Annotated in this window: 19 protein-coding genes; 1 reads left to right on the top strand and 18 read right to left on the bottom strand. The window is 47.0% G+C overall.

The genetic code is table 11. The annotated features are described in order from the left end of the window. Nucleotides 1-13 precede the first annotated feature (13 nt). The 14 genes from hpt to ABUA31_RS10690 all read right to left on the bottom strand — a co-directional run bounded on the left by hpt (nucleotide 14) and on the right by ABUA31_RS10690 (nucleotide 10,439). Nucleotides 14-535 (bottom strand): hypoxanthine phosphoribosyltransferase, encoded by a 522-nt coding sequence (hpt, locus tag ABUA31_RS10755; RefSeq protein ID WP_349818585.1) that lies wholly within the window; start codon nucleotides 533-535, stop codon nucleotides 14-16. Continuing rightward, nucleotides 532-1,992 (bottom strand): tRNA lysidine(34) synthetase TilS, encoded by a 1,461-nt coding sequence (gene tilS, locus ABUA31_RS10750; protein ID WP_349818586.1) that lies wholly within the window; start codon nucleotides 1,990-1,992, stop codon nucleotides 532-534. The genes hpt and tilS overlap by 4 nt, the downstream gene beginning before the upstream one ends. A gap of 51 nt (nucleotides 1,993-2,043) precedes the next feature. After that, the gene (locus ABUA31_RS10745) at nucleotides 2,044-4,167 is read right to left on the bottom strand and encodes a SpoIIE family protein phosphatase (protein ID WP_349818587.1); all 2,124 of its coding nucleotides are present in this window, start codon (nucleotides 4,165-4,167) and stop codon (nucleotides 2,044-2,046) included. Between the two features lie 95 nt (nucleotides 4,168-4,262). After that, nucleotides 4,263-4,583 carry an FtsB family cell division protein gene (locus ABUA31_RS10740; RefSeq protein WP_055145071.1) on the bottom strand — a complete coding sequence of 107 codons (321 nt, stop codon included), beginning with the start codon at nucleotides 4,581-4,583 and terminating at the stop codon, nucleotides 4,263-4,265. Nucleotides 4,584-4,713: 130 nt separating this feature from the next. Continuing rightward, nucleotides 4,714-5,046 carry a spore cortex biosynthesis protein YabQ gene (gene yabQ / locus ABUA31_RS10735; RefSeq protein ID WP_349819983.1) on the bottom strand — a complete coding sequence of 111 codons (333 nt, stop codon included), beginning with the start codon at nucleotides 5,044-5,046 and terminating at the stop codon, nucleotides 4,714-4,716. A gap of 8 nt (nucleotides 5,047-5,054) precedes the next feature. Further along, nucleotides 5,055-5,327 (bottom strand): YabP/YqfC family sporulation protein, encoded by a 273-nt coding sequence (locus ABUA31_RS10730; protein WP_055272159.1) that lies wholly within the window; start codon nucleotides 5,325-5,327, stop codon nucleotides 5,055-5,057. An 89-nt stretch (nucleotides 5,328-5,416) separates the two neighbouring features. After that, nucleotides 5,417-5,656, bottom strand: coding sequence for an RNA-binding S4 domain-containing protein (locus ABUA31_RS10725; RefSeq protein ID WP_015534610.1), 240 nt, complete (start codon nucleotides 5,654-5,656; stop codon nucleotides 5,417-5,419). Between the two features lie 16 nt (nucleotides 5,657-5,672). Beyond that, nucleotides 5,673-5,945 (bottom strand): non-specific DNA-binding protein Hbs, encoded by a 273-nt coding sequence (gene hbs, locus ABUA31_RS10720; protein ID WP_015534609.1) that lies wholly within the window; start codon nucleotides 5,943-5,945, stop codon nucleotides 5,673-5,675. Between the two features lie 188 nt (nucleotides 5,946-6,133). Further along, nucleotides 6,134-6,679, bottom strand: a complete 546-nt coding sequence (gene spoVT, locus ABUA31_RS10715) for a stage V sporulation protein T (RefSeq protein WP_349818589.1) — start codon at nucleotides 6,677-6,679, stop codon at nucleotides 6,134-6,136. A 69-nt stretch (nucleotides 6,680-6,748) separates the two neighbouring features. Then, nucleotides 6,749-8,623: a hybrid sensor histidine kinase/response regulator gene (locus tag ABUA31_RS10710; protein ID WP_349818590.1), complete on the bottom strand. Its 1,875-nt coding sequence runs from the start codon at nucleotides 8,621-8,623 to the stop codon at nucleotides 6,749-6,751. Nucleotides 8,624-8,634: 11 nt separating this feature from the next. Beyond that, a complete protein-coding gene (locus ABUA31_RS10705; protein ID WP_349818591.1) occupies nucleotides 8,635-8,778 on the bottom strand; it encodes a hypothetical protein in 144 nt (47 codons plus the stop codon). Beyond that, on the bottom strand, nucleotides 8,775-8,948 hold the full coding sequence (locus ABUA31_RS10700; protein WP_015534605.1) for a hypothetical protein: 174 nt from the start codon (nucleotides 8,946-8,948) through the stop codon (nucleotides 8,775-8,777). The genes ABUA31_RS10705 and ABUA31_RS10700 overlap by 4 nt, the downstream gene beginning before the upstream one ends. A 37-nt stretch (nucleotides 8,949-8,985) precedes the next feature. Next, nucleotides 8,986-9,333, bottom strand: coding sequence for an Hpt domain-containing protein (locus ABUA31_RS10695; RefSeq protein ID WP_022217002.1), 348 nt, complete (start codon nucleotides 9,331-9,333; stop codon nucleotides 8,986-8,988). Then, complete coding sequence (locus ABUA31_RS10690; RefSeq protein WP_022217003.1) at nucleotides 9,330-10,439, bottom strand: HD domain-containing phosphohydrolase; 1,110 nt, start codon at nucleotides 10,437-10,439, stop codon at nucleotides 9,330-9,332. Before ABUA31_RS10690 ends, ABUA31_RS10695 begins: the two co-directional genes overlap by 4 nt. A gap of 252 nt (nucleotides 10,440-10,691) precedes the next feature. Between ABUA31_RS10690 and ABUA31_RS10685 the strand changes: the two genes are divergently transcribed. Next, nucleotides 10,692-13,271, top strand: coding sequence for a hybrid sensor histidine kinase/response regulator (locus ABUA31_RS10685; protein WP_349818592.1), 2,580 nt, complete (start codon nucleotides 10,692-10,694; stop codon nucleotides 13,269-13,271). A gap of 62 nt (nucleotides 13,272-13,333) precedes the next feature. Here the strand turns inward: ABUA31_RS10685 and proC are convergent, their stop codons facing one another. Genes proC through ABUA31_RS10665 form a run of 4 tightly spaced genes read right to left on the bottom strand, consistent with a single transcriptional unit; the run spans nucleotide 13,334 to nucleotide 17,258 of the window. Next, nucleotides 13,334-14,116: a pyrroline-5-carboxylate reductase gene (proC, locus tag ABUA31_RS10680; RefSeq protein WP_015534601.1), complete on the bottom strand. Its 783-nt coding sequence runs from the start codon at nucleotides 14,114-14,116 to the stop codon at nucleotides 13,334-13,336. Nucleotides 14,117-14,168: 52 nt separating this feature from the next. Beyond that, on the bottom strand, nucleotides 14,169-14,336 hold the full coding sequence (locus ABUA31_RS10675) for a hypothetical protein (RefSeq protein ID WP_349818593.1): 168 nt from the start codon (nucleotides 14,334-14,336) through the stop codon (nucleotides 14,169-14,171). Between the two features lie 36 nt (nucleotides 14,337-14,372). Then, complete coding sequence (locus ABUA31_RS10670) at nucleotides 14,373-15,815, bottom strand: DHHW family protein (RefSeq protein WP_015534599.1); 1,443 nt, start codon at nucleotides 15,813-15,815, stop codon at nucleotides 14,373-14,375. Between the two features lie 12 nt (nucleotides 15,816-15,827). Beyond that, a complete protein-coding gene (locus tag ABUA31_RS10665; RefSeq protein WP_055145055.1) occupies nucleotides 15,828-17,258 on the bottom strand; it encodes an MBOAT family O-acyltransferase in 1,431 nt (476 codons plus the stop codon). Nucleotides 17,259-17,326: the final 68 nt, after the last annotated feature.

Below are 17,326 nucleotides of genomic sequence, written 5' to 3'. Positions count from 1 at the left end.
CTTAATCAATATATTACTGCTCTATGACACCTATATATGGAAGGTTTCTGTACTTCTGGGCACAGTCAAGGCCGTATCCCACAACAAATCTGTCAGGGATCTCAAAACCTGTCATATACAGCTCAACCGGGATAACTCTTCTGTCCGGCTTGTCAAGCAGGGTCACAACCTCAAGGCTTGCAGGCTTTCTCTCGCCGAGAAGCTTCACAAGGTATGAAAGGGTTCTTCCCGAATCAAGAATGTCCTCCACGATGATTACATCCTTTCCCTCTATAGACTCATCAAGGTCCTTGTTCAGCTTGACAATACCTGATGACTTTGTTCCATCGCCATAGCTGCTCACAGACATGAAGTCCATGGTGACCGGACTCTTCTTTCTCTTCGCAAGCTCACACATGAAGAACACACTTCCCTTAAGGATTCCGATCAAATGTATCGTCTTTCCCTCATATGCCTTATCTATGGCTGCTGCCATCTCGCTTATTCTGTTTTCCACCTCACTGCTGCTGAGCATAACACCAATCTGTTCTTTCAACTCTGTTTCCTCCTGTTAAAATTCAACTCAATTATCTTTTGTGTATCTTCTGTCACTTTATAATTCTCGCCAATCCTAAGTCCCACGGCCCACACGACCTCCTGCCCGGATGTCACAAGTGGAATATGACGCCGCTTGTCCACCGGTATCTTACAGTCAGTATACAGACGGTTGAGCTTCTTTCTCGAGCCCGCAGAATTAACGACTATATAATCCCCGTTTTCAAATGTCCGCAACTGCAGACACTGTTTTATTTTACCATAATCAAGAAACTTCGTACACTCTTTTTTTGCAAGATCAAGGGCTTCAGGTCTGTCGTAGATCCTGACCGTAAGCCTTCCCTCACACAGCTCATACTCACCATCACAGGTGATGTCTATGTCCACGCAGCCCGGCAGCCCGCCGTCCTGACAGCTCTGGTCACCGGCGCGGTTCTCACCGCCGGCAAATACCAGTCTGCCGTACTCCAGCCACACCCTCGCACCGGCAGGAAGATTGAGCCCCGCCCCGGTGTCAGCCGAGTACAGCTTCGTAACCTCCGACACATGGCTCACGCCGATATCCTTCAGGCCTCCGCACACCATTCCGATGAGCTTTCTTATGACAAGCTCCTGCACGAGCCTGTCCTGCTCCTTGAGAGCCGCCATGTCCAGCTCATATCTCCGGTCAGTGCTGTCTCCGGTCCAGCCACAGCCTTCACTTCTGACATCAATTCCCTGTCCCGTCAGGAAATCATCAACCAGTCCGGCAGCAAGCCGCTCGTAATCAGCCGCCATCATGGCCATCTGGCAAATGTGCTCCGTGGCCTGTCCATTTATCTCATTCATAAGAGGAAGTATCCTGTGTCTTATCTTGTTCCTGGTGTAATCATCCTCATTGTTGGTGGCATCCGTACAGTATCTGATCCCCTGCCGGTCAAGATATTCCTCTATGTGGCTCCTGTCGCTCCCAAGAAGCGGTCTCACTATGTGATTCCTCACCGGGGCTATACCCTTTATGCCGCCCATTCCGGTTCCCCTCGCCATGTTGAACAGAACCGTCTCAGCCACATCGTTGCGGTTGTGGGCGACTGCGATCACACAGCCCTCATCCACATATCTGGCACGCATTCTGTCAAATGCATCATATCTTGCATGGCGTCCGGCCTCCTCCACGGTCTGTCCGGCCTGCTCCGCAAGCTTCCTGACATCGATCCTGTAAGAGTCGCATGTGACACCATATTCACCACTCAAAGTCTCAACGTAGCTCTGGTCACCATCCGCAGCCTCACCGCGTATCATGTGATTTATGTGTACAACGTGTATATCTATTCCCAGCTCCGCCCTGTGCCTTGCCAGCACCGTGAGCAGGCTCACCGAATCCGCGCCGCCGGACACACCGCACACGCAGTGACTTATACCATCAAACATGTGGTATTTTTTTATATACTCAAGAACATCTTTTTCAAATACATCCATACATTTATCCTTCTGTAAATATCATAATTTCATATTATAGCATAGAGTTACTCAGGCTGCGCTACTTTTCTCAGATCCTGATATCACCGCCGCCATGACCGTCACGTCATCCCGAAGCGACACATCCCCCTGTCCTATCATGGCGCCCAGTATATCATCGACCATCCGTCTGCTGTCACCCACTCTTATTCCCTTGAGCACATCCTGCATGTGATCGGACACATCCATATCCGAGAGTCCATCGCTCACCATGACCACGGCATCCCCCGCCGCAAGTTTCACATCCGCCATGTCGCACTCGGCATCGTCCAGCACGCCCACGGGAAGAGTAGTGCTCGTTATCTGACTGACCTCATTTCCATCATCGCCCGGGCGTATCACATAGGTCACCGACGCCCCCTGCTTGAAGCTCCTCATGGTGCCGTCGTACATGTCTATGACCACCATATCAAATGTCGTGAATATTCTGCCCTTATTTCTCCTGGACATACATCGATTGGCAAATGCAATGCTGTACTCCGGGGCAAATCCCGCCTCCAGCAGCTCCTCCATGGTGTCCAGCATCATGCAGCTCTCGCAGGAGGCCAGGCTTCCGCTTCCCATGCCGTCAGACAGCATCATCACCAGCCTGCCATCCTCATACTCCTTCACCGAGAAATTATCCCCCGACACCGGAGAGCCATATTTCTTTATCCTTCTGACATGGTAACGCCCCTTATAACGCGCCGCCTCCTCGTACACGGCAGATCTGTACTCATCGAAGAAAAGACTCGGCGAATCCATGCCCGCCCTTATATTCTTCCTGAAGTACCCACTCAGTACATCAGCCACCTGTCTTGACAGCACCATGCCCTGACCTGACGTTCTTCCCGCCACATAGTATCGGCTCCTGTTGCCACTGTCCATGGATGCCGTGACCCTGACCTCGTCCATCCCCAGCGATCTTATCTGCCCCAGCAGCTTTTCATCTGATATCTCCCTCGCCTCACCTATCAGATCTATCTGTCTCCTGAAGCCATCCACGAGCTCGCCGATCTGTCCCAGGCTTATCGCCGGCTCATCGCTCCCGGCAAATGTATAATCGAGCCGTCTGAACACATTTGCCATATCTTCTATCTTGCAGGCCGTGAGTCTGTTAATCTCCGCAGCGGCCGCCTGAAGACACGCCGGATCTGTCTCCTCGTCCATGGCGCCCAGCAGAGCACCAGGTATACACGCAAACAATACGACCGGAACGGCGATATTTATATAGTAAAATGCGATCTCCCGCCCAGAGCCGTTCCACAGCACTGTTCCATCCGCCACGGAGGCAAGAACGCATCCCAGAACATAGAACAGACTTGCAGACGCCTTTCTTCTCCCGGTGAGTGCCCGGCCTATGAGCATGACCAGCGTCACAAGGAGCATCCACATGAGCCACCTGCTGTCATTCAGCTTGACCGACACAATGCTTCCCGCCACCGCCGCCATTCCGCATCCGTACACCGCTCCAGTTCTATACACCGCGTACAATATCAGAACCAGAGCTAGCATAAATGCCGGATTCACACCGTAGATATCCTCACCCGGAACAACCCACAGAACGACCGCCGCCAGCGCCATGAGGCTCACTATGCCCTGACTTATATTCCAGCTCTCATCCCTCTCCACATCCGAGGCATCCCCGCAGATATATGTATATAGAAGTCCAATCCCCGGTTTCAGTATCACACTGGCACACATGAATATCGCAGCCTCCACCACTCCATAAGCTGCAGCCATAAGCATGTTATCCGCATATACCACTATGTTTCCCATAAGCACGGCAGCCGACATGACGACGATCACCCTGACATACGATCCGGAATTTCTGGAGTACACGATCTTCATAAGACACATCGCAAGTCCCAGCAGCACCAGATATTTCTCCGTCACCATCACACCGGAATACACAGGCCCCGGTATCATATACTCATATGCGTGCAACAGCCCTGCTATGCCCATAGATCCGGCTGCGACTCCCGCCGCACACCCGATGCAGGTTATCATGTATCTCCCACACACCGCACAGGCCGCCACATACACAGCCAGAACCACCGGGGCTATCCCCCAGACCATGCATAAGCCGCTGACCATACACAGAATAGCCACCGCCATCACTCCGACGAACCCATTTACCTTTTCTCTCATCAACATTTTCCCGCCTTCCTGTTCATAGTGACAAGAAGTATATCCGTCAAATGCGCAAAAAAATAGCGAATGCTGAAATCAGCATCCGCTATGTTCTGACTTTATTCCTCAGGCTTTACCACGATCTCGTCAGGATATATGAGACCGAGCTGTGATCTGGCCACATCCTCAACATACTCATCTGTCTGCATATATTTCTCACGCTCTTCAAGCTTCTTATAATCTTCCTTCGCACTGTCAAGCTGTTCCTGAAGCTCCGCCGCCTGAACCTGCAGGCTCTCCTTCTGTGCTTTCAGGCTCTGTGCTTTGTACAGTACAACCACTGCCAGCAATATCAGACAGCTCACAACCAGAACCATTCCAAGCTTCGTTGTGATCTTGTTATTCTTTTTTGACTTTGATCTGCCGACCGTCTTACTCATTAGAAACTCCCCATTCATTACTTTATTACTTGTCTTTTCTTGTAATAATATACAAAAAGTTCGTAGCCAAACGAACATATTGACATAATTTTACTATTTAAGACTAATTATGTCAACGCACTTTTTGCCGTCACATTTTCACATTTTTTGAATCTTGTTTTTTCTTATACAATATATGGTTTGCAATTTTCGAAGCAGCCCAATTTATAGTAAAAAATACAAGTAAAAAACTTGAAAAAAATCCTAAAAAAATATATAGTCTCAGATCTCCGTCACAGCATATGTAACTGACCGCCATAACTACTACACTTAATATCAACCAAAGTGTAATATCGCATATCCACGCCACCGCGCGGCTGTTCCTAAAGAGCTTTGAGATGAACCAGAACAGCGATCCCAGTACACCTGAGCACGCTCCGGCTGCAACACTTATCCCATATCCCCAGAGCTGCCCTGCCGCCATATCGCTCATCACTTGAACAACCCCTTTATAGAAAAAGCACCTTCCTTGTCACCCGAATATATCATGGAGTTGATATTTCCTGTGAGATCCAGTATTCCCTTGTCAAGGTCCAGATTTGTCGCCTGCATATTCTTGCCTATTATCTTGAGTTTCCCCTGCTCGGTCACCAGCAGAACCAGATCAGGATCTATGGATGTGACCTTGCTGATCCCTGTCATGGACAGACTGTTCCTGTTGTCCATGACCACCTTGTGGGTTTTTGCCTTATTAACTTCCCCCATGTTCAGAAACCTTCTCAAGCTATTTAATAAACTATATGAGCCCACAAAAAAAATATGCCGGAATACACTATGTATATTCCGGCATATTTTTACACATACTCAAACATATCCTTGGCATCTTCCTTTTTAGTGGAATCTGCAATCATTGTAACTCTGACCTTCACCGTCTTGTTGCCAAATTCTATCTCGATAACATCTCCAACCTTGACATCGGTTCCGGCCTTAGCCACTTTGTCGTTGACCATGACTCTTCCGGCATCGCATGCCTCATTCGCCACGGTTCTTCTCTTGATGATTCTGGATACCTTAAGGTATTTATCAAGTCTCATATCAAACCCTTAAAGATTAGTTGATTGAATCCTTTAATGCCTTTCCAGCCTTGAACTTAGGTGCCTTTGAAGCAGCGATTGTCATTGTCTCGCCAGTTCTTGGGTTTCTACCCTCTCTAGCTGGTCTCTCTGATACCTCGAATGTACCAAATCCAACTAACTGAATCTTCTCACCTTTCTTTAACTCATCTGCTACAACGTCTGTGAAAGCCTTTAATGCTGCCTCAGCGTCCTTCTTTGATAATTCTGTCTTCTCAGCGATTGCTGCAACTAATTCTGTCTTATTCATTAGATAATTCCTCCTTTAAAAAAATAAATGCTCTCTGTCATCCGCCTGCTACCCGCAAAAGCAGAAAACTCTGAGCTCAACATGTATAGTTATACCTAAAATGGTTATATTTGTCAAGGAAAATAAGGGATTTCGAGGCCGAAACCCCTTGATTTTACTCACTTTTTGCCAAATTCTTGCATTACCGGCTACCCTTCCATCTGTTTGCCCAGAAATGCCGCCGCGATTACCGCTGCTTTTTGCTCTATCTCTCCTATTCTGTGTCCGCTGTCACGCACTATCACGATGACAGAGCCCACTGCATCGCCCTCTGATATAATGGTCTGCACCACCTGTCCATCGAAATCCAGGTCGTCTGTGGTTATGTGTATGAACTTCGCATCGCCTTTGCGGGCAACTATCGCTTTCCTGTCGTTTATCACGCTCTCAAGCTCACTGTGAAGCTCCTTGCCCATCAGCTCCCTCTTAGGCATCCCCGCCACCGCTATGACAGAATCACGATCCGTGATAGCCACGGGAAGCCCAAGGCTCTGGGATATGGCCTCCACATACTGCTGTGCAAATGCAGTCAGATCAGCCATGGGCGAATACTTCTTGAGAACTATCTCGCCCTCCTTGCCGGTAAATATCTCCAACGGGTCCCCCTCTCTTATCCTGAGAACCTTTCTTATCTCCTTCGGAACGACTATCCTTCCGAGATCGTCTATCCTTCTCACTATTCCTGTCGCCTTCATAAACAGTATTAACCCTCCATTGCATGTTAAATAATTGCTTTGGAGTTATTATGTGGAAAATCATCAAAATTATTCTTCCACGATCCCAGCCAGCGTCATCTTTAGATCCTCTGCGCTTATCGGCTTGGCTATGTATCCGTTCATGCCCACCTCAAAGGCTTTCTTACGGTCTTCGTTGAACGCATTTGCAGTCATAGCGATTATAGGTATATCCGCCAGGCGTCTGTCGTCCAGCTTTCGTATGATCATGGTTGCCTTGTAACCATCCATGTTCGGCATCTGTATATCCATGAGGATGAGATCGTAGTATCCCGGCTCCGCTTTCTCCAGCATGTCTATACACTGGATTCCGTCTGCGGCTCTGTCGACCTCCATGCCCGCACCGGCAAGTATCGTCATTGTTATCTCAGCGTTCAGATCGTTATCCTCCGCCAGGATTATCCTTCTGCCCTCAAATGAATAATCCTCGTTGCGCTTCTCTACCGAACCAGCATCCTCAACATTCTGGGATATACGATGCTCAAGTGTAACAGTAAATGTCGTACCCTTTCCCGGTTCACTCTGCACATCTATATCTCCCCCCATAAGGTCGACTATCTTCTTAACTATAGCCATGCCAAGTCCTGTTCCAAACTGTCCGCTCTCCGTGGATGTCTGTTCCCTGCTGAAATCCTCAAATATATGCTCCAGGAAATCCTCCGACATTTCAATTCCCGTGTCACTGACCACTGTGCGTATCCTCACATAACCATCCCTGTCGCATGGAAGCTCATCGATCTTCACCGCAACGCTGTCTCCTGGAAGAGAATACTTATATGCGTTGTTGATGATGTTCATGAGTATCTCTTTTATCTTCACTACATCACATAGAATATTGTTATGCTTCACATTCACATTCCATGTAAAGTCTATGTTCTTCTCCTTCATCTGACTTTCAAACAGCCAGTACACCGAATCAAGACTTTTAAGTGATATACTGCTCTCGTCCAGTTCTGTCTTGCCGCTCTCTATCCTTGCCATCTCCAATACATTGTTGATAAGGGACAGCAGATAATCACTTGATGATCTGATCTTGGCTATATAATCGCGCGCCTTGTCCTGGTCGGACAGGTTGTCATTCAGAAGGTCTGTGAAGCCTATTATCGCGTTCATAGGGGTTCTTATATCATGAGACATGGAGTTGAGGAACACCGTCTTAGCGTTGTTAGCCTTATTCGCCATATCCAGAGCATTCTCCAGCTCGTGGTTGGCCTTCTCGATAACCTCAAGCTTCTCAACCTTTCTAATATCCTCCATGCAGAGCTCTATATACACGAACATCGCCGAAAGCGTCAGTCCAGCCAGAACATAAGAACCACCCGCAACAATCTGCAACACTGAACATATAAGCGCAGGTATGAGTGCTATAGTTATGATGACGGCAGATCTTTTCTCTCTTCTGGTAATGGAATATACTATCGCACTGACGAGTGTCACAAATACATAGGTATATGGAAGTACCACCTGAAGTGCGAACAATGCTCCTCTGCGATACATGCCCGTATCATCCACGTAGAAAAGCCAGCCTGTCCACCACGAGACCACACACAGCACAATCATCAGAACAAGCGGAATACTGCGCAATGCCCGTATTATCTTTTTTTCCACAAATAATGAATTCTGTATGCTCTCGAAAAAATAAAACCATTCATATGTCACAAATGTCTCTGCGATCATGAATCCGCAATTCAACACAAAAACCACCGCGGCCGGCATACGCACCAGTCCTGCGTCAACCATTCTTACAGGTATATTTATTATCTGGAAAGCAATTACTCCGAATACAAAATGAGAAAACGATCTTATGATCTTATTATTTCTTTGATTAAGACATCTCACACCTATATAGAGCATGATTATCAGTATGGTGTATTCACACATCATCGTCTGCAAGTGCTGTGTCATATTTACCCCCCTTAGCGCAATACGCTGAATTCTCTGTTATGACTGCCCCATACCTCGTAGAGCATTTCCTCAAACTTTCCTATGTTCACCGGCTTGGACAGATATCCCTTCATCCTTGCCCTTGGTAGCATTGAACTCATCAACCAGATCGTCAAATATTGCCTGCTAGGGTTCCATTGTAGTAATGCCATATCTTCAGTGATACCGGATGATCTGGATCAAGATTCACCTTCTTCGCTGTATCGCCGTCTGAATCACCACAACCAGCAAGCATACTCACGGCCATAACAGCCGCCATCATTCTGGCAATAGTCCTCTTCTTCATCTCATAAATCTCTTCTATTTTCTCACACTACAATGATCTATTCAACACTCTTAAGAGCATTTACAGTTATCTTATACTGCTCACTGACCTTCTCATACAAAGCCTCATATCCATCAAGCTCTCTCCCCCTGAGCTTCTCTGTCAGATCCGAGCTCACTGTATACAGATTCTTAAGTCCAAGGTTCAGGCATATCCCCTTCAGTGTATGTGCTGCCCTGAATGCCTTCTCGGCATTCTTCTCCGCAAGAGCCTCTGTCAGTTCATTGTAGCTTCCATCATCTATAAACTTAAGTGCGAATCTCTGTATAAGGCTCTCACTGCCAAGTCTGCCAAGTACATCCTCAAAATCTGCTCCTATTGTATCATAACACTCTCTGATGTTCATATCTGGTTCTCCTTCTTCATCTCATATCTGCACACAAGCTCTTCAAATTCCTGTCTGGACTCCTTGAAGCACTCTATAAGTCTCGGTGAAAATGTTCCACACTCTCCATCAAGTATCATCTGATATGCCTTGCCCTTCTCTATAGCCTTCTTGTATACCCTGTCACTCACAAGAGCGTCATACACATCCGCTATGGACACAAGCTGTGCCGATATCGGTATATCCTCACCTGCCAGTCCGTCAGGATAGCCCTTTCCATCATATCTCTCATGATGGTGGCGGCATATCTCATAGCTGATCTTCTCGTATTCCTCACTCCACGTGCCTGCAATCTGTGTAAGTATCTCACAGCCCTTTGTCGTGTGGGTCTTCATATATTCAAACTCTTCATCTGTAAGCCTGCCCGGCTTCAGGAGCACACTGTCCTTAATGGCTATCTTGCCTATGTCATGAAGTGGACTGGCTGCAACTATTACAGCTATCTTCTCCGGTGTAAGGCCGTACTCCGGATATTTCTCCGCAGCCTTCTCTGCAAGTATATTGGTAAATTCCTTTACCCTCTTGATATGCTCACCGCTCTCAAGATTCCTGTATTCAACAACCGTGCCTAAAACGTCCACTATCTTCTCATTGGTCTCACGTATCTGCTCTGCCTGAGCCTGAAACAGTTTGTTCTTCTCCTCCAGCTCTCTTGTCTGCAGTCTGACTTTATCCTCCAGATGATTCTTGTACATGAACAGCTCGGCTGTGTTCTTGACTCTTCTCCTGACCGTAACACTGTCAAATGGCTTTCTTATGAAATCCGTAACACCCATCTCAAGACATTTCACCTCAACATCCCTTGCGGATTCAGCACTTATGACGATAACCGGTATCCTCTCCAGCAGACCATGCTCTCTCATATAATCCAGTACAGCGTATCCATCCACATTCGGCATGATGAGATCCAGCAGCATAGCAGTTATCCCCTCGCTATCCGTTTTCAGGATCTCTATCGTCTGTACACCATCTGATGCCTGCAGTACCTCGTACTCATCGCCAAGCGCAACCGCCAGAATCTCTCTGTTCAGTTCGATGTCATCAACAATCAAAACTTTTTCTCTCATTTGATCCACTCCTCAATGTAGTATTTTCACTTGCAACTGCTTTTGTATTTTTCATATATTGGATCTTTTGTATAATTACGCAAAATCTTTGTAAATACCCGCATTAATTCTATTGTCTTTAACAAATATTGTCTATGGAATTAATTGACATTAATATGGATTTTTTCTCTCAAAATAGGTAAAATTGTCTTAAAAACAGAGCTTTATGTATTAATATATCAAAAATCTACACACCTAAAGGGGGGGTATTTTATGGATAATTTTGTTATACTACAGCAGATGGTTGCCATTGACAGAGCCCAGAACCGTTTTGAACTCCGAGCATCCATACAGACTCTGCTCCGTATCATCGGAAGTTGCACTTCGTCAGAACGAGTTTATATTTTTGACTGGGATGAGACTGACAACGTATTCCGCAACTCATATGAGTGGTGCGGTGACAATGTGCAGCCATGGATTGACAATCTTCAGTCCGTTGATTCCGCCGACATGCCTTACTGGCTGGAAGCATTTGAGCGCGGCGACAGTATGATCATAGATAACGTGGAGGATGTGAAGGATCTCATGCCTTCCGAGTATCAGCTTCTGGTCATGCAGGATATCCACTCTGAAATAGCATTTCCTATCTTCTATAAGGACCAGCTCAAAGGCTTTATCGGTGTGGACAATCCCCACATAGAGAGTTCGGAATCCTTTATAAGTCTGCTTGGGGTTGTGGGCGGTCATCTCGGAAATGTAAGGGAGACTCTCAGAATGACCGAGCTTCTTGAGCAGCGCAATAATTCTCTCGAAAAGAGCCTGTCGGATCTGAACCGTGAAAGGACGTTCATGTCTGTTCTGTGCACGGACTACATATCCGTCTACTGCGTGGATCTTCAGAATGATTCTCTCGAGCCTTTAAAGCTTGACCCAGCGGCAAATGCTGCCCACATACACGACATCAAAGCTGGGAAAACATTCTGCTACTCAGAGCTGATCGGACAGTATTACGAAAAATATGTCATCAAAGAATCTGCCCCGGACTTCACAGAAATCCTCAGCGCAGAGCATATACAGAATCATCTTGCCGCTCACCCTAAGCTTTCTTACAGATACCGGGTGACTCCGAACGCAGTGGGCCAGGAAAACTTTGAGGCTGAGATATTCCCTTTTTCAGCGGCTTCATCTTCAAGGGTGCTGATTGGCTTCAAGCAGATAGACGAGCTTGTGAGCTTTGAACAAAATTCGAGGAGGCAGCTCCAGGAGGCACTTGACGAGGCTAACCTGAACAATGAGATCATATCCGCCATAAGCAAGATCTACTTCTCAATATACAGGATAGATCTTACACAGGACATGTACGAGGAGGTGTCCAGCGATAACAAGGTACACAGACTTACAGGCCGCATGGGAAGAGCTTCCTCCAAGATGAAGGAGCTGTGTCACCGCTTCGTCGTTCCCGAATATCAGGACAAGATACTTGATTTCTTTGATCTGTCGACCATCGCAGAACGTCTCCACACAGACGAGACCATAGCCATGGATTATCTCGCCAACGACGGCAACTGGCACTCGGCAAGATTTATTGTGAAGAAGCGAGATGCTCTTGGCAACGTGACCAACATACTGTATGTAACAAGGCTTATCAGCGAACAAAAGAGACGTGAACAGAGCTGGATGCTCCTGGCAGAGGAGGCCAACAATGCAAACGAGGCAAAGTCCGAGTTTCTGTCCAAGATGGCTCACGACATAAGAACACCTCTGAATGCCGTAATGGGATTTGCCGACATAGCAAAGCGATCACTAGGCGATCCAAGCAAGATAGACGACTGTCTGGGCAAGCTCAGGACGTCCGGGGCTTATATAGAACAGCTCGTCAGCAACATCCTTGACATAACGAATCTGGAAAACGGCAGACAGCAGCTTAAGCCTTGTGAAACATCTGTATCCGAGCTGTGTCATACTCTGAACATGGTTTTCGATCAGGCTCTCATGAACGACGGACTCAATATAACCTTCAACTGTCACGATATATATCACGACTACATCCTGGCCGATGGACTCAAGCTGAAACAGATCTACTCTAACCTGCTGTCTAACTCCATCAAGTTCACACCTGGTCATGGCGACGTTGGGTTTGAATTATATGAGGAGACTATACCGGGCTCCGATAAGATACGTCTCGTCGCCAGAATAAGCGACACGGGAATTGGAATAAAGCCTGAATATCAGGCGAGCATGTTCAACAAATTCTCCCGCGAGACAGACACCAGGATCAGCAAAGTGCGCGGAAGCGGTCTGGGGCTCGCCATAGTAAAGGAGCTTGTGGATCTAATGCAGGGTACCATCACAGTACAGAGCAATCCGGGTGGTGGAACTATCATCGAGGTAAGCATCGACGTCCCTTATATCATAAAGGATGATCTGTGGTCTGGACAATCCGGTGATAGCAGCGACGCAGAATCCCTGTGTGTAGGAATGCACCTTCTGGTGGCAGAGGATAACGAACTCAACTATGAGGTCGTGTCTGAACTTCTGGGTATGAATGGTATTTCCTGTGAGCGCGCTGAGGACGGCTCCGTGTGCGTTGCCATGTTCTCTACATCTGCTGCCGGAACCTACGACGGCATCCTTATGGATCTTCAGATGCCTGTGATGGATGGAATCTCGGCGTCCTACGCCATAAGAAAGCTCGAGCATCCGGATGCACAGAACATTCCTATCATCGCCATCACCGCCAACACATTTACTAAAGATCTCGAAAGATGCCGTCTGGCGGGCATGAACGAACACCTGTCAAAGCCGCTGAACATAAGACAGCTTATAAGCATCCTCTCAAAATTCAAGAAATAAAAAAGTCAAGAAATAAAAAAGTCCCTGTATGATATTTCAATCATACAGGGGCTTTGCCGTTATTACTTATTCATGATCGCATCTATAGACTTAATGCATGCACTCCTGAGGCCTGACTCCTCGAGGGATGCAACACCGCAGATGGTTGTTCCTGCAGGTGAGCACACGTTGTCCTTCAGCACACCCGGATGCTCACCGGTCTCAAGCTGAAGCTTGGCAGATCCCAGGATCATCTGTGATATGAGTCTGTACGCAGTCTGTCTAGGCACACCGTACTTCACGGCAGCGTCCGCATAGCCCTCTATGAACAGGTCAACAAATGCAGGGCCACATCCTGTAACTGCTCCACCTATACCCATGAGATTCGATGGAAGCTCCTCCACAATTCCCACAGCCGCGAACAGCTCTTTGATCTGTATCCTTTCTTCCTCCTCAAGGGAATTCTGTGCTTCAAAGAGCATAACTCCCTCATATACCATTGCCGGAGTATTCGGCATCACAAACTGCACTCTCACCGAACTGTCAAAATACTCACTGTACTTCTTAAAATCCCAGCCAGCTGCCACCGACACAAGAGCCTTGCCGTGAAGTCTCTCTCCTATCTCAACGAGAACGTCATTGATCTGATAAGGCTTGCATGCCATGATGACCGTATCCACGGCATCCACCAGCTCTGCAAGTGTCTTACACGGAGTAAATCCATACTTCTCTGAGTTCTTCACCAGCTTGTCATAGTGTGGTGCATATGCATATACACTCTCAGCCGCTATCTTCCCTGAATTCACAAATCCTGCACAGAGTGCCTGTGCCATATTACCCATGCCTATGAAACCTAACCTCTCCATGATACATTCTCCTTCTTTCAAGCCTTTATATATTTTGTCTTTTATATCTGTCTTACTCAGCCATCCGGCGAAGCTTCTTTGCACGCTTCTCCTGATAGAGAAGTCTGTCGACAGTTGCAAGCGCCTGGAACACGTCCACATCCTTGCCATTATCTATGGTGCAGAACATGAACAATCCTCTGATACCTTCAGAAGCAGTCTCCATATATCTGTTGACCATCTCCGGGCATCTGTCTGCAAATCCTCCGATTATGCCCTAGTGCAGCAGACTGCTTATAGTAGCCGCCACATCTTTATCTCCTATGAGAGATATGTTATTTATACAGATAAAATCATTGACCTTTTTGCTCTTCACAAAGTCAAGGATGTTTACCTGTGAATATCTGTAATCTATGATATATATTTTGGAGTAGTGATCCACAAGAAATGGAATAAATGCATTTCCGTAGGACTCCTTCATTACTACACACGATGAACCGTCTGTCACATTCGGGTTCTCTATCACTGCCATCGGCGTGTCACCGCCCACAAATGTAGAATACATGGTTCCCTTATCCCATCCATTCACATCCATTATGACATTCCACTTCTGCTCCGAGCCATCCTCGTTCCAGTAGGTCATGTCATTTGTTCCTATCGGTTCGTAGGCGTATATAGTATCAGGATTATTCTTCATGTCAGAGTTCTGCAGGGTGCTGTAGAAGCTTCCGAGGAATCCCTTGAAGGTATCCGTCTTCCTCTTGTCACGTGGAATGGCCGTTATGCCCTTCGTCTTGCAGAAATCCTCATACGCATAGTACGCGCCATCCGCGGTCCAGTGGTGATCTGTCCTGAAGAATATATATTCATCCTTATGCGCCTTTAACGTGTCAAATATATCGACCGTCTTCACGCCATTCATCATGCCATAGTAATACTCTATCGCCTGTTTCTGATCGGAGCCGCCAAGCTTATCCAGCTCGTCATCCGATAGCAGGACACCTGAATTGTTCGGCACAAGAATATCGTACACATTTGTCTGGCCCGAGAGCTGTGCCGCTGCATTGTTGATAGCATCTATATATTCTGTTGCGGAGTCCTGAACGAAATAGTACAGGCTGTACGCAGAACCATCCTTCACATACAGGTTGTCCTGAAGCTGCTTCTGGAACGCCTTGTCCATAGCCTTTGAATCTGGTGGATCGACCGTCTGGACCGAACCGCTCTCAGTTGTCGCATCCTGCTTGTTCTTCGATGTCAGACTCGCAGGAAGTCCTATCTCAGGATCCTCTGTCGTAACCTCCGTGGTACTCTCAGTTGTCGCCTTGCCTGCATCATCAGGAGTGGCGGTCACCGCACTCTTGTCCACATCAGGTATCTCATCGCCCTTGGCATTTCCTCCAACCACCTGCGTTCCGAGCTGTATTCCGTACAGCTTCTTAAGGCTCTGGTCAGCCGACACAAGCTTATCCCTCATAGGGTATGTGTCAGAATACCACAGTGACACGTCCTCGAAGTATGATCCGTCGAGGAATGACGTTATAGTGAATGACGGAAACTTTGCAAGCGTCCTCTTCTCCACCGTGGATTTCTTAGGTCTGACAAAAAACAGCAGACCAATAAATGCTCCTATCGCCATGACTGCGGCAAATATAAGAACACCCAGAGTTCTGAATTTCTTTAATTGTTGTCTCTGACTTCTGGTATATCTTCTCTTCATAAAAATCACCCATTAAAACTGGAAATACAGGAAAGGATTATAGCTTGCACCCACAAGCGCCAGCACTGAGATCACGAGCATAAGTACCGGTGTTATCATCTCAGTTACATTGAACACGTTGAATACAAGTGGGTTGACCTTTCCAACTTCTATAGCCCATTTTCTGAGTCTCTTGCCCAGATCCGTACACGCAATACATGCAAATATCAGGAAGAATATGTTCTTCACAAATATTGTTCCAAGTGCCATATTTGCAAATCCCGATGTTCCTATTCCAAACATTCCCGCAAGCACTGTTCCAAGCTCACGAAGGCTCTCAAATCTGAATATGGTCCATCCGAACAGGATAACGAGCAGCGTATATATTCGGGATGCCACAGGGCCGAGTCTTCCGCCCAGATAAAACTTCTCCAGAAGGAGGAAGCCCAGATAATAAATTCCCCAGAATATATAATTCCAGCTTGCTCCGTGCCACATTCCCGTGAGGAACCACACGATAGCCATGTTGCGGATGTACTTCGCTGTGCTGCATCTGTTGCCGCCAAGCGGTATATATACGTAATCCCTGAAGAATGAGCTGAGTGATATGTGCCATCTCCTCCAGAAATTATTTACCGATGTAGCCATATATGGGTAGTTAAAGTTCTCATCATAGTGGAAACCTACCATCCTTCCCATTCCGATGGCCATGTCTGAGTATGCTGAGAAATCAAGGTATATCTGAAGCATATACGCTATCATTCCAATCCACATTCCAAGTGTCGTCTGAGCCTTGAGGCTCGCTACTCCCGCCGGGAGCAGGGTGTCGGCTATGCTGGCACAGGAATTGGCCAGTATCGCCTTCTTTGCCAGTCCGACTGAAAATCTTCTCAGTCCCATGTATATATCGTTCGCTGTTATCTCCCTGTTGTCTATCTGATCAGCAACGGTCTCATATCTGACGATAGGTCCCGCTATACACTGATGGAACAGACTTGAATACAGAAGGAGCTTCCAGTATTCTCTCTGTGGTCTGACTTCGTTCCTGTACACATCCACCACATATGATATGAGCTGGAATGTATAGAAAGAGATTCCTATTGGGAGAGCTATTCCAGGCACGGTCTTCGGCACGCCGAACACTGCCTTTATGTTGCCAAGGAAAAATCCCAGATATTTGAATATCGCAAGACAGCCAAGCATTATCACAAGGTCACACACAAGATAAAACTTCTCAGATCTCTTGGTATATCCGGCACGTGCCTCATCTATGCGAATGGCAAACAGCCAGCTCACCAGAGTCTCTCCCGCCAGGAGCAGAAGATATCTCGGGCCTCCCCAGGCATAGAACACCAGTGAAAATATCAGCAATACCTTATTGCGTTTCTCAGGGCTCACCGCAAAATATGCTATCAGGTTTGCAGTGAGAAAAACAAACAAAAATATTAAACTCGAAAAAACCATAAATATTCTCCCATCATGTCAATCGGCTGTATTATACTTCACAACAGTCAACAACACAATATTAATAA

Origin of the sequence: Coprococcus sp. RTP31081st1_H1_RTP31081_211007, from assembly GCF_040227275.1 — a bacterium.
Lineage (GTDB): Bacteria > Bacillota > Clostridia > Lachnospirales > Lachnospiraceae > Coprococcus > Coprococcus aceti.
The sequence above is the reverse complement of the archived record's forward strand: the minus strand, read 5'-3'. Positions and strand labels throughout refer to the sequence as shown.

Coding starts and splice junctions, on each gene's coding strand:
- tilS (WP_349818586.1), bottom strand. CDS start 1,992: ATGGATGTATTTGAAAAAGATGTTCTTGAGTATATAAAAAAATACCAC.
- ABUA31_RS10745 (WP_349818587.1), bottom strand. CDS start 4,167: ATGTTGATGAGAGAAAAGGTAAATGGGTTCGTCGGAGTGATGGCGGTG.
- ABUA31_RS10740 (WP_055145071.1), bottom strand. CDS start 4,583: ATGAGTAAGACGGTCGGCAGATCAAAGTCAAAAAAGAATAACAAGATC.
- yabQ (WP_349819983.1), bottom strand. CDS start 5,046: ATGGCGGCAGGGCAGCTCTGGGGATATGGGATAAGTGTTGCAGCCGGA.
- ABUA31_RS10730 (WP_055272159.1), bottom strand. CDS start 5,327: ATGGGGGAAGTTAATAAGGCAAAAACCCACAAGGTGGTCATGGACAAC.
- ABUA31_RS10725 (WP_015534610.1), bottom strand. CDS start 5,656: ATGAGACTTGATAAATACCTTAAGGTATCCAGAATCATCAAGAGAAGA.
- hbs (WP_015534609.1), bottom strand. CDS start 5,945: ATGAATAAGACAGAATTAGTTGCAGCAATCGCTGAGAAGACAGAATTA.
- spoVT (WP_349818589.1), bottom strand. CDS start 6,679: ATGAAGGCGACAGGAATAGTGAGAAGGATAGACGATCTCGGAAGGATA.
- ABUA31_RS10710 (WP_349818590.1), bottom strand. CDS start 8,623: ATGACACAGCACTTGCAGACGATGATGTGTGAATACACCATACTGATA.
- ABUA31_RS10700 (WP_015534605.1), bottom strand. CDS start 8,948: ATGAAGAAGAGGACTATTGCCAGAATGATGGCGGCTGTTATGGCCGTG.
- ABUA31_RS10695 (WP_022217002.1), bottom strand. CDS start 9,333: ATGAACATCAGAGAGTGTTATGATACAATAGGAGCAGATTTTGAGGAT.
- ABUA31_RS10690 (WP_022217003.1), bottom strand. CDS start 10,439: ATGAGAGAAAAAGTTTTGATTGTTGATGACATCGAACTGAACAGAGAG.
- ABUA31_RS10685 (WP_349818592.1), top strand. CDS start 10,692: ATGGATAATTTTGTTATACTACAGCAGATGGTTGCCATTGACAGAGCC.
- proC (WP_015534601.1), bottom strand. CDS start 14,116: ATGGAGAGGTTAGGTTTCATAGGCATGGGTAATATGGCACAGGCACTC.
- ABUA31_RS10675 (WP_349818593.1), bottom strand. CDS start 14,336: ATGGTCAACAGATATATGGAGACTGCTTCTGAAGGTATCAGAGGATTG.
- ABUA31_RS10670 (WP_015534599.1), bottom strand. CDS start 15,815: ATGAAGAGAAGATATACCAGAAGTCAGAGACAACAATTAAAGAAATTC.
- ABUA31_RS10665 (WP_055145055.1), bottom strand. CDS start 17,258: ATGGTTTTTTCGAGTTTAATATTTTTGTTTGTTTTTCTCACTGCAAAC.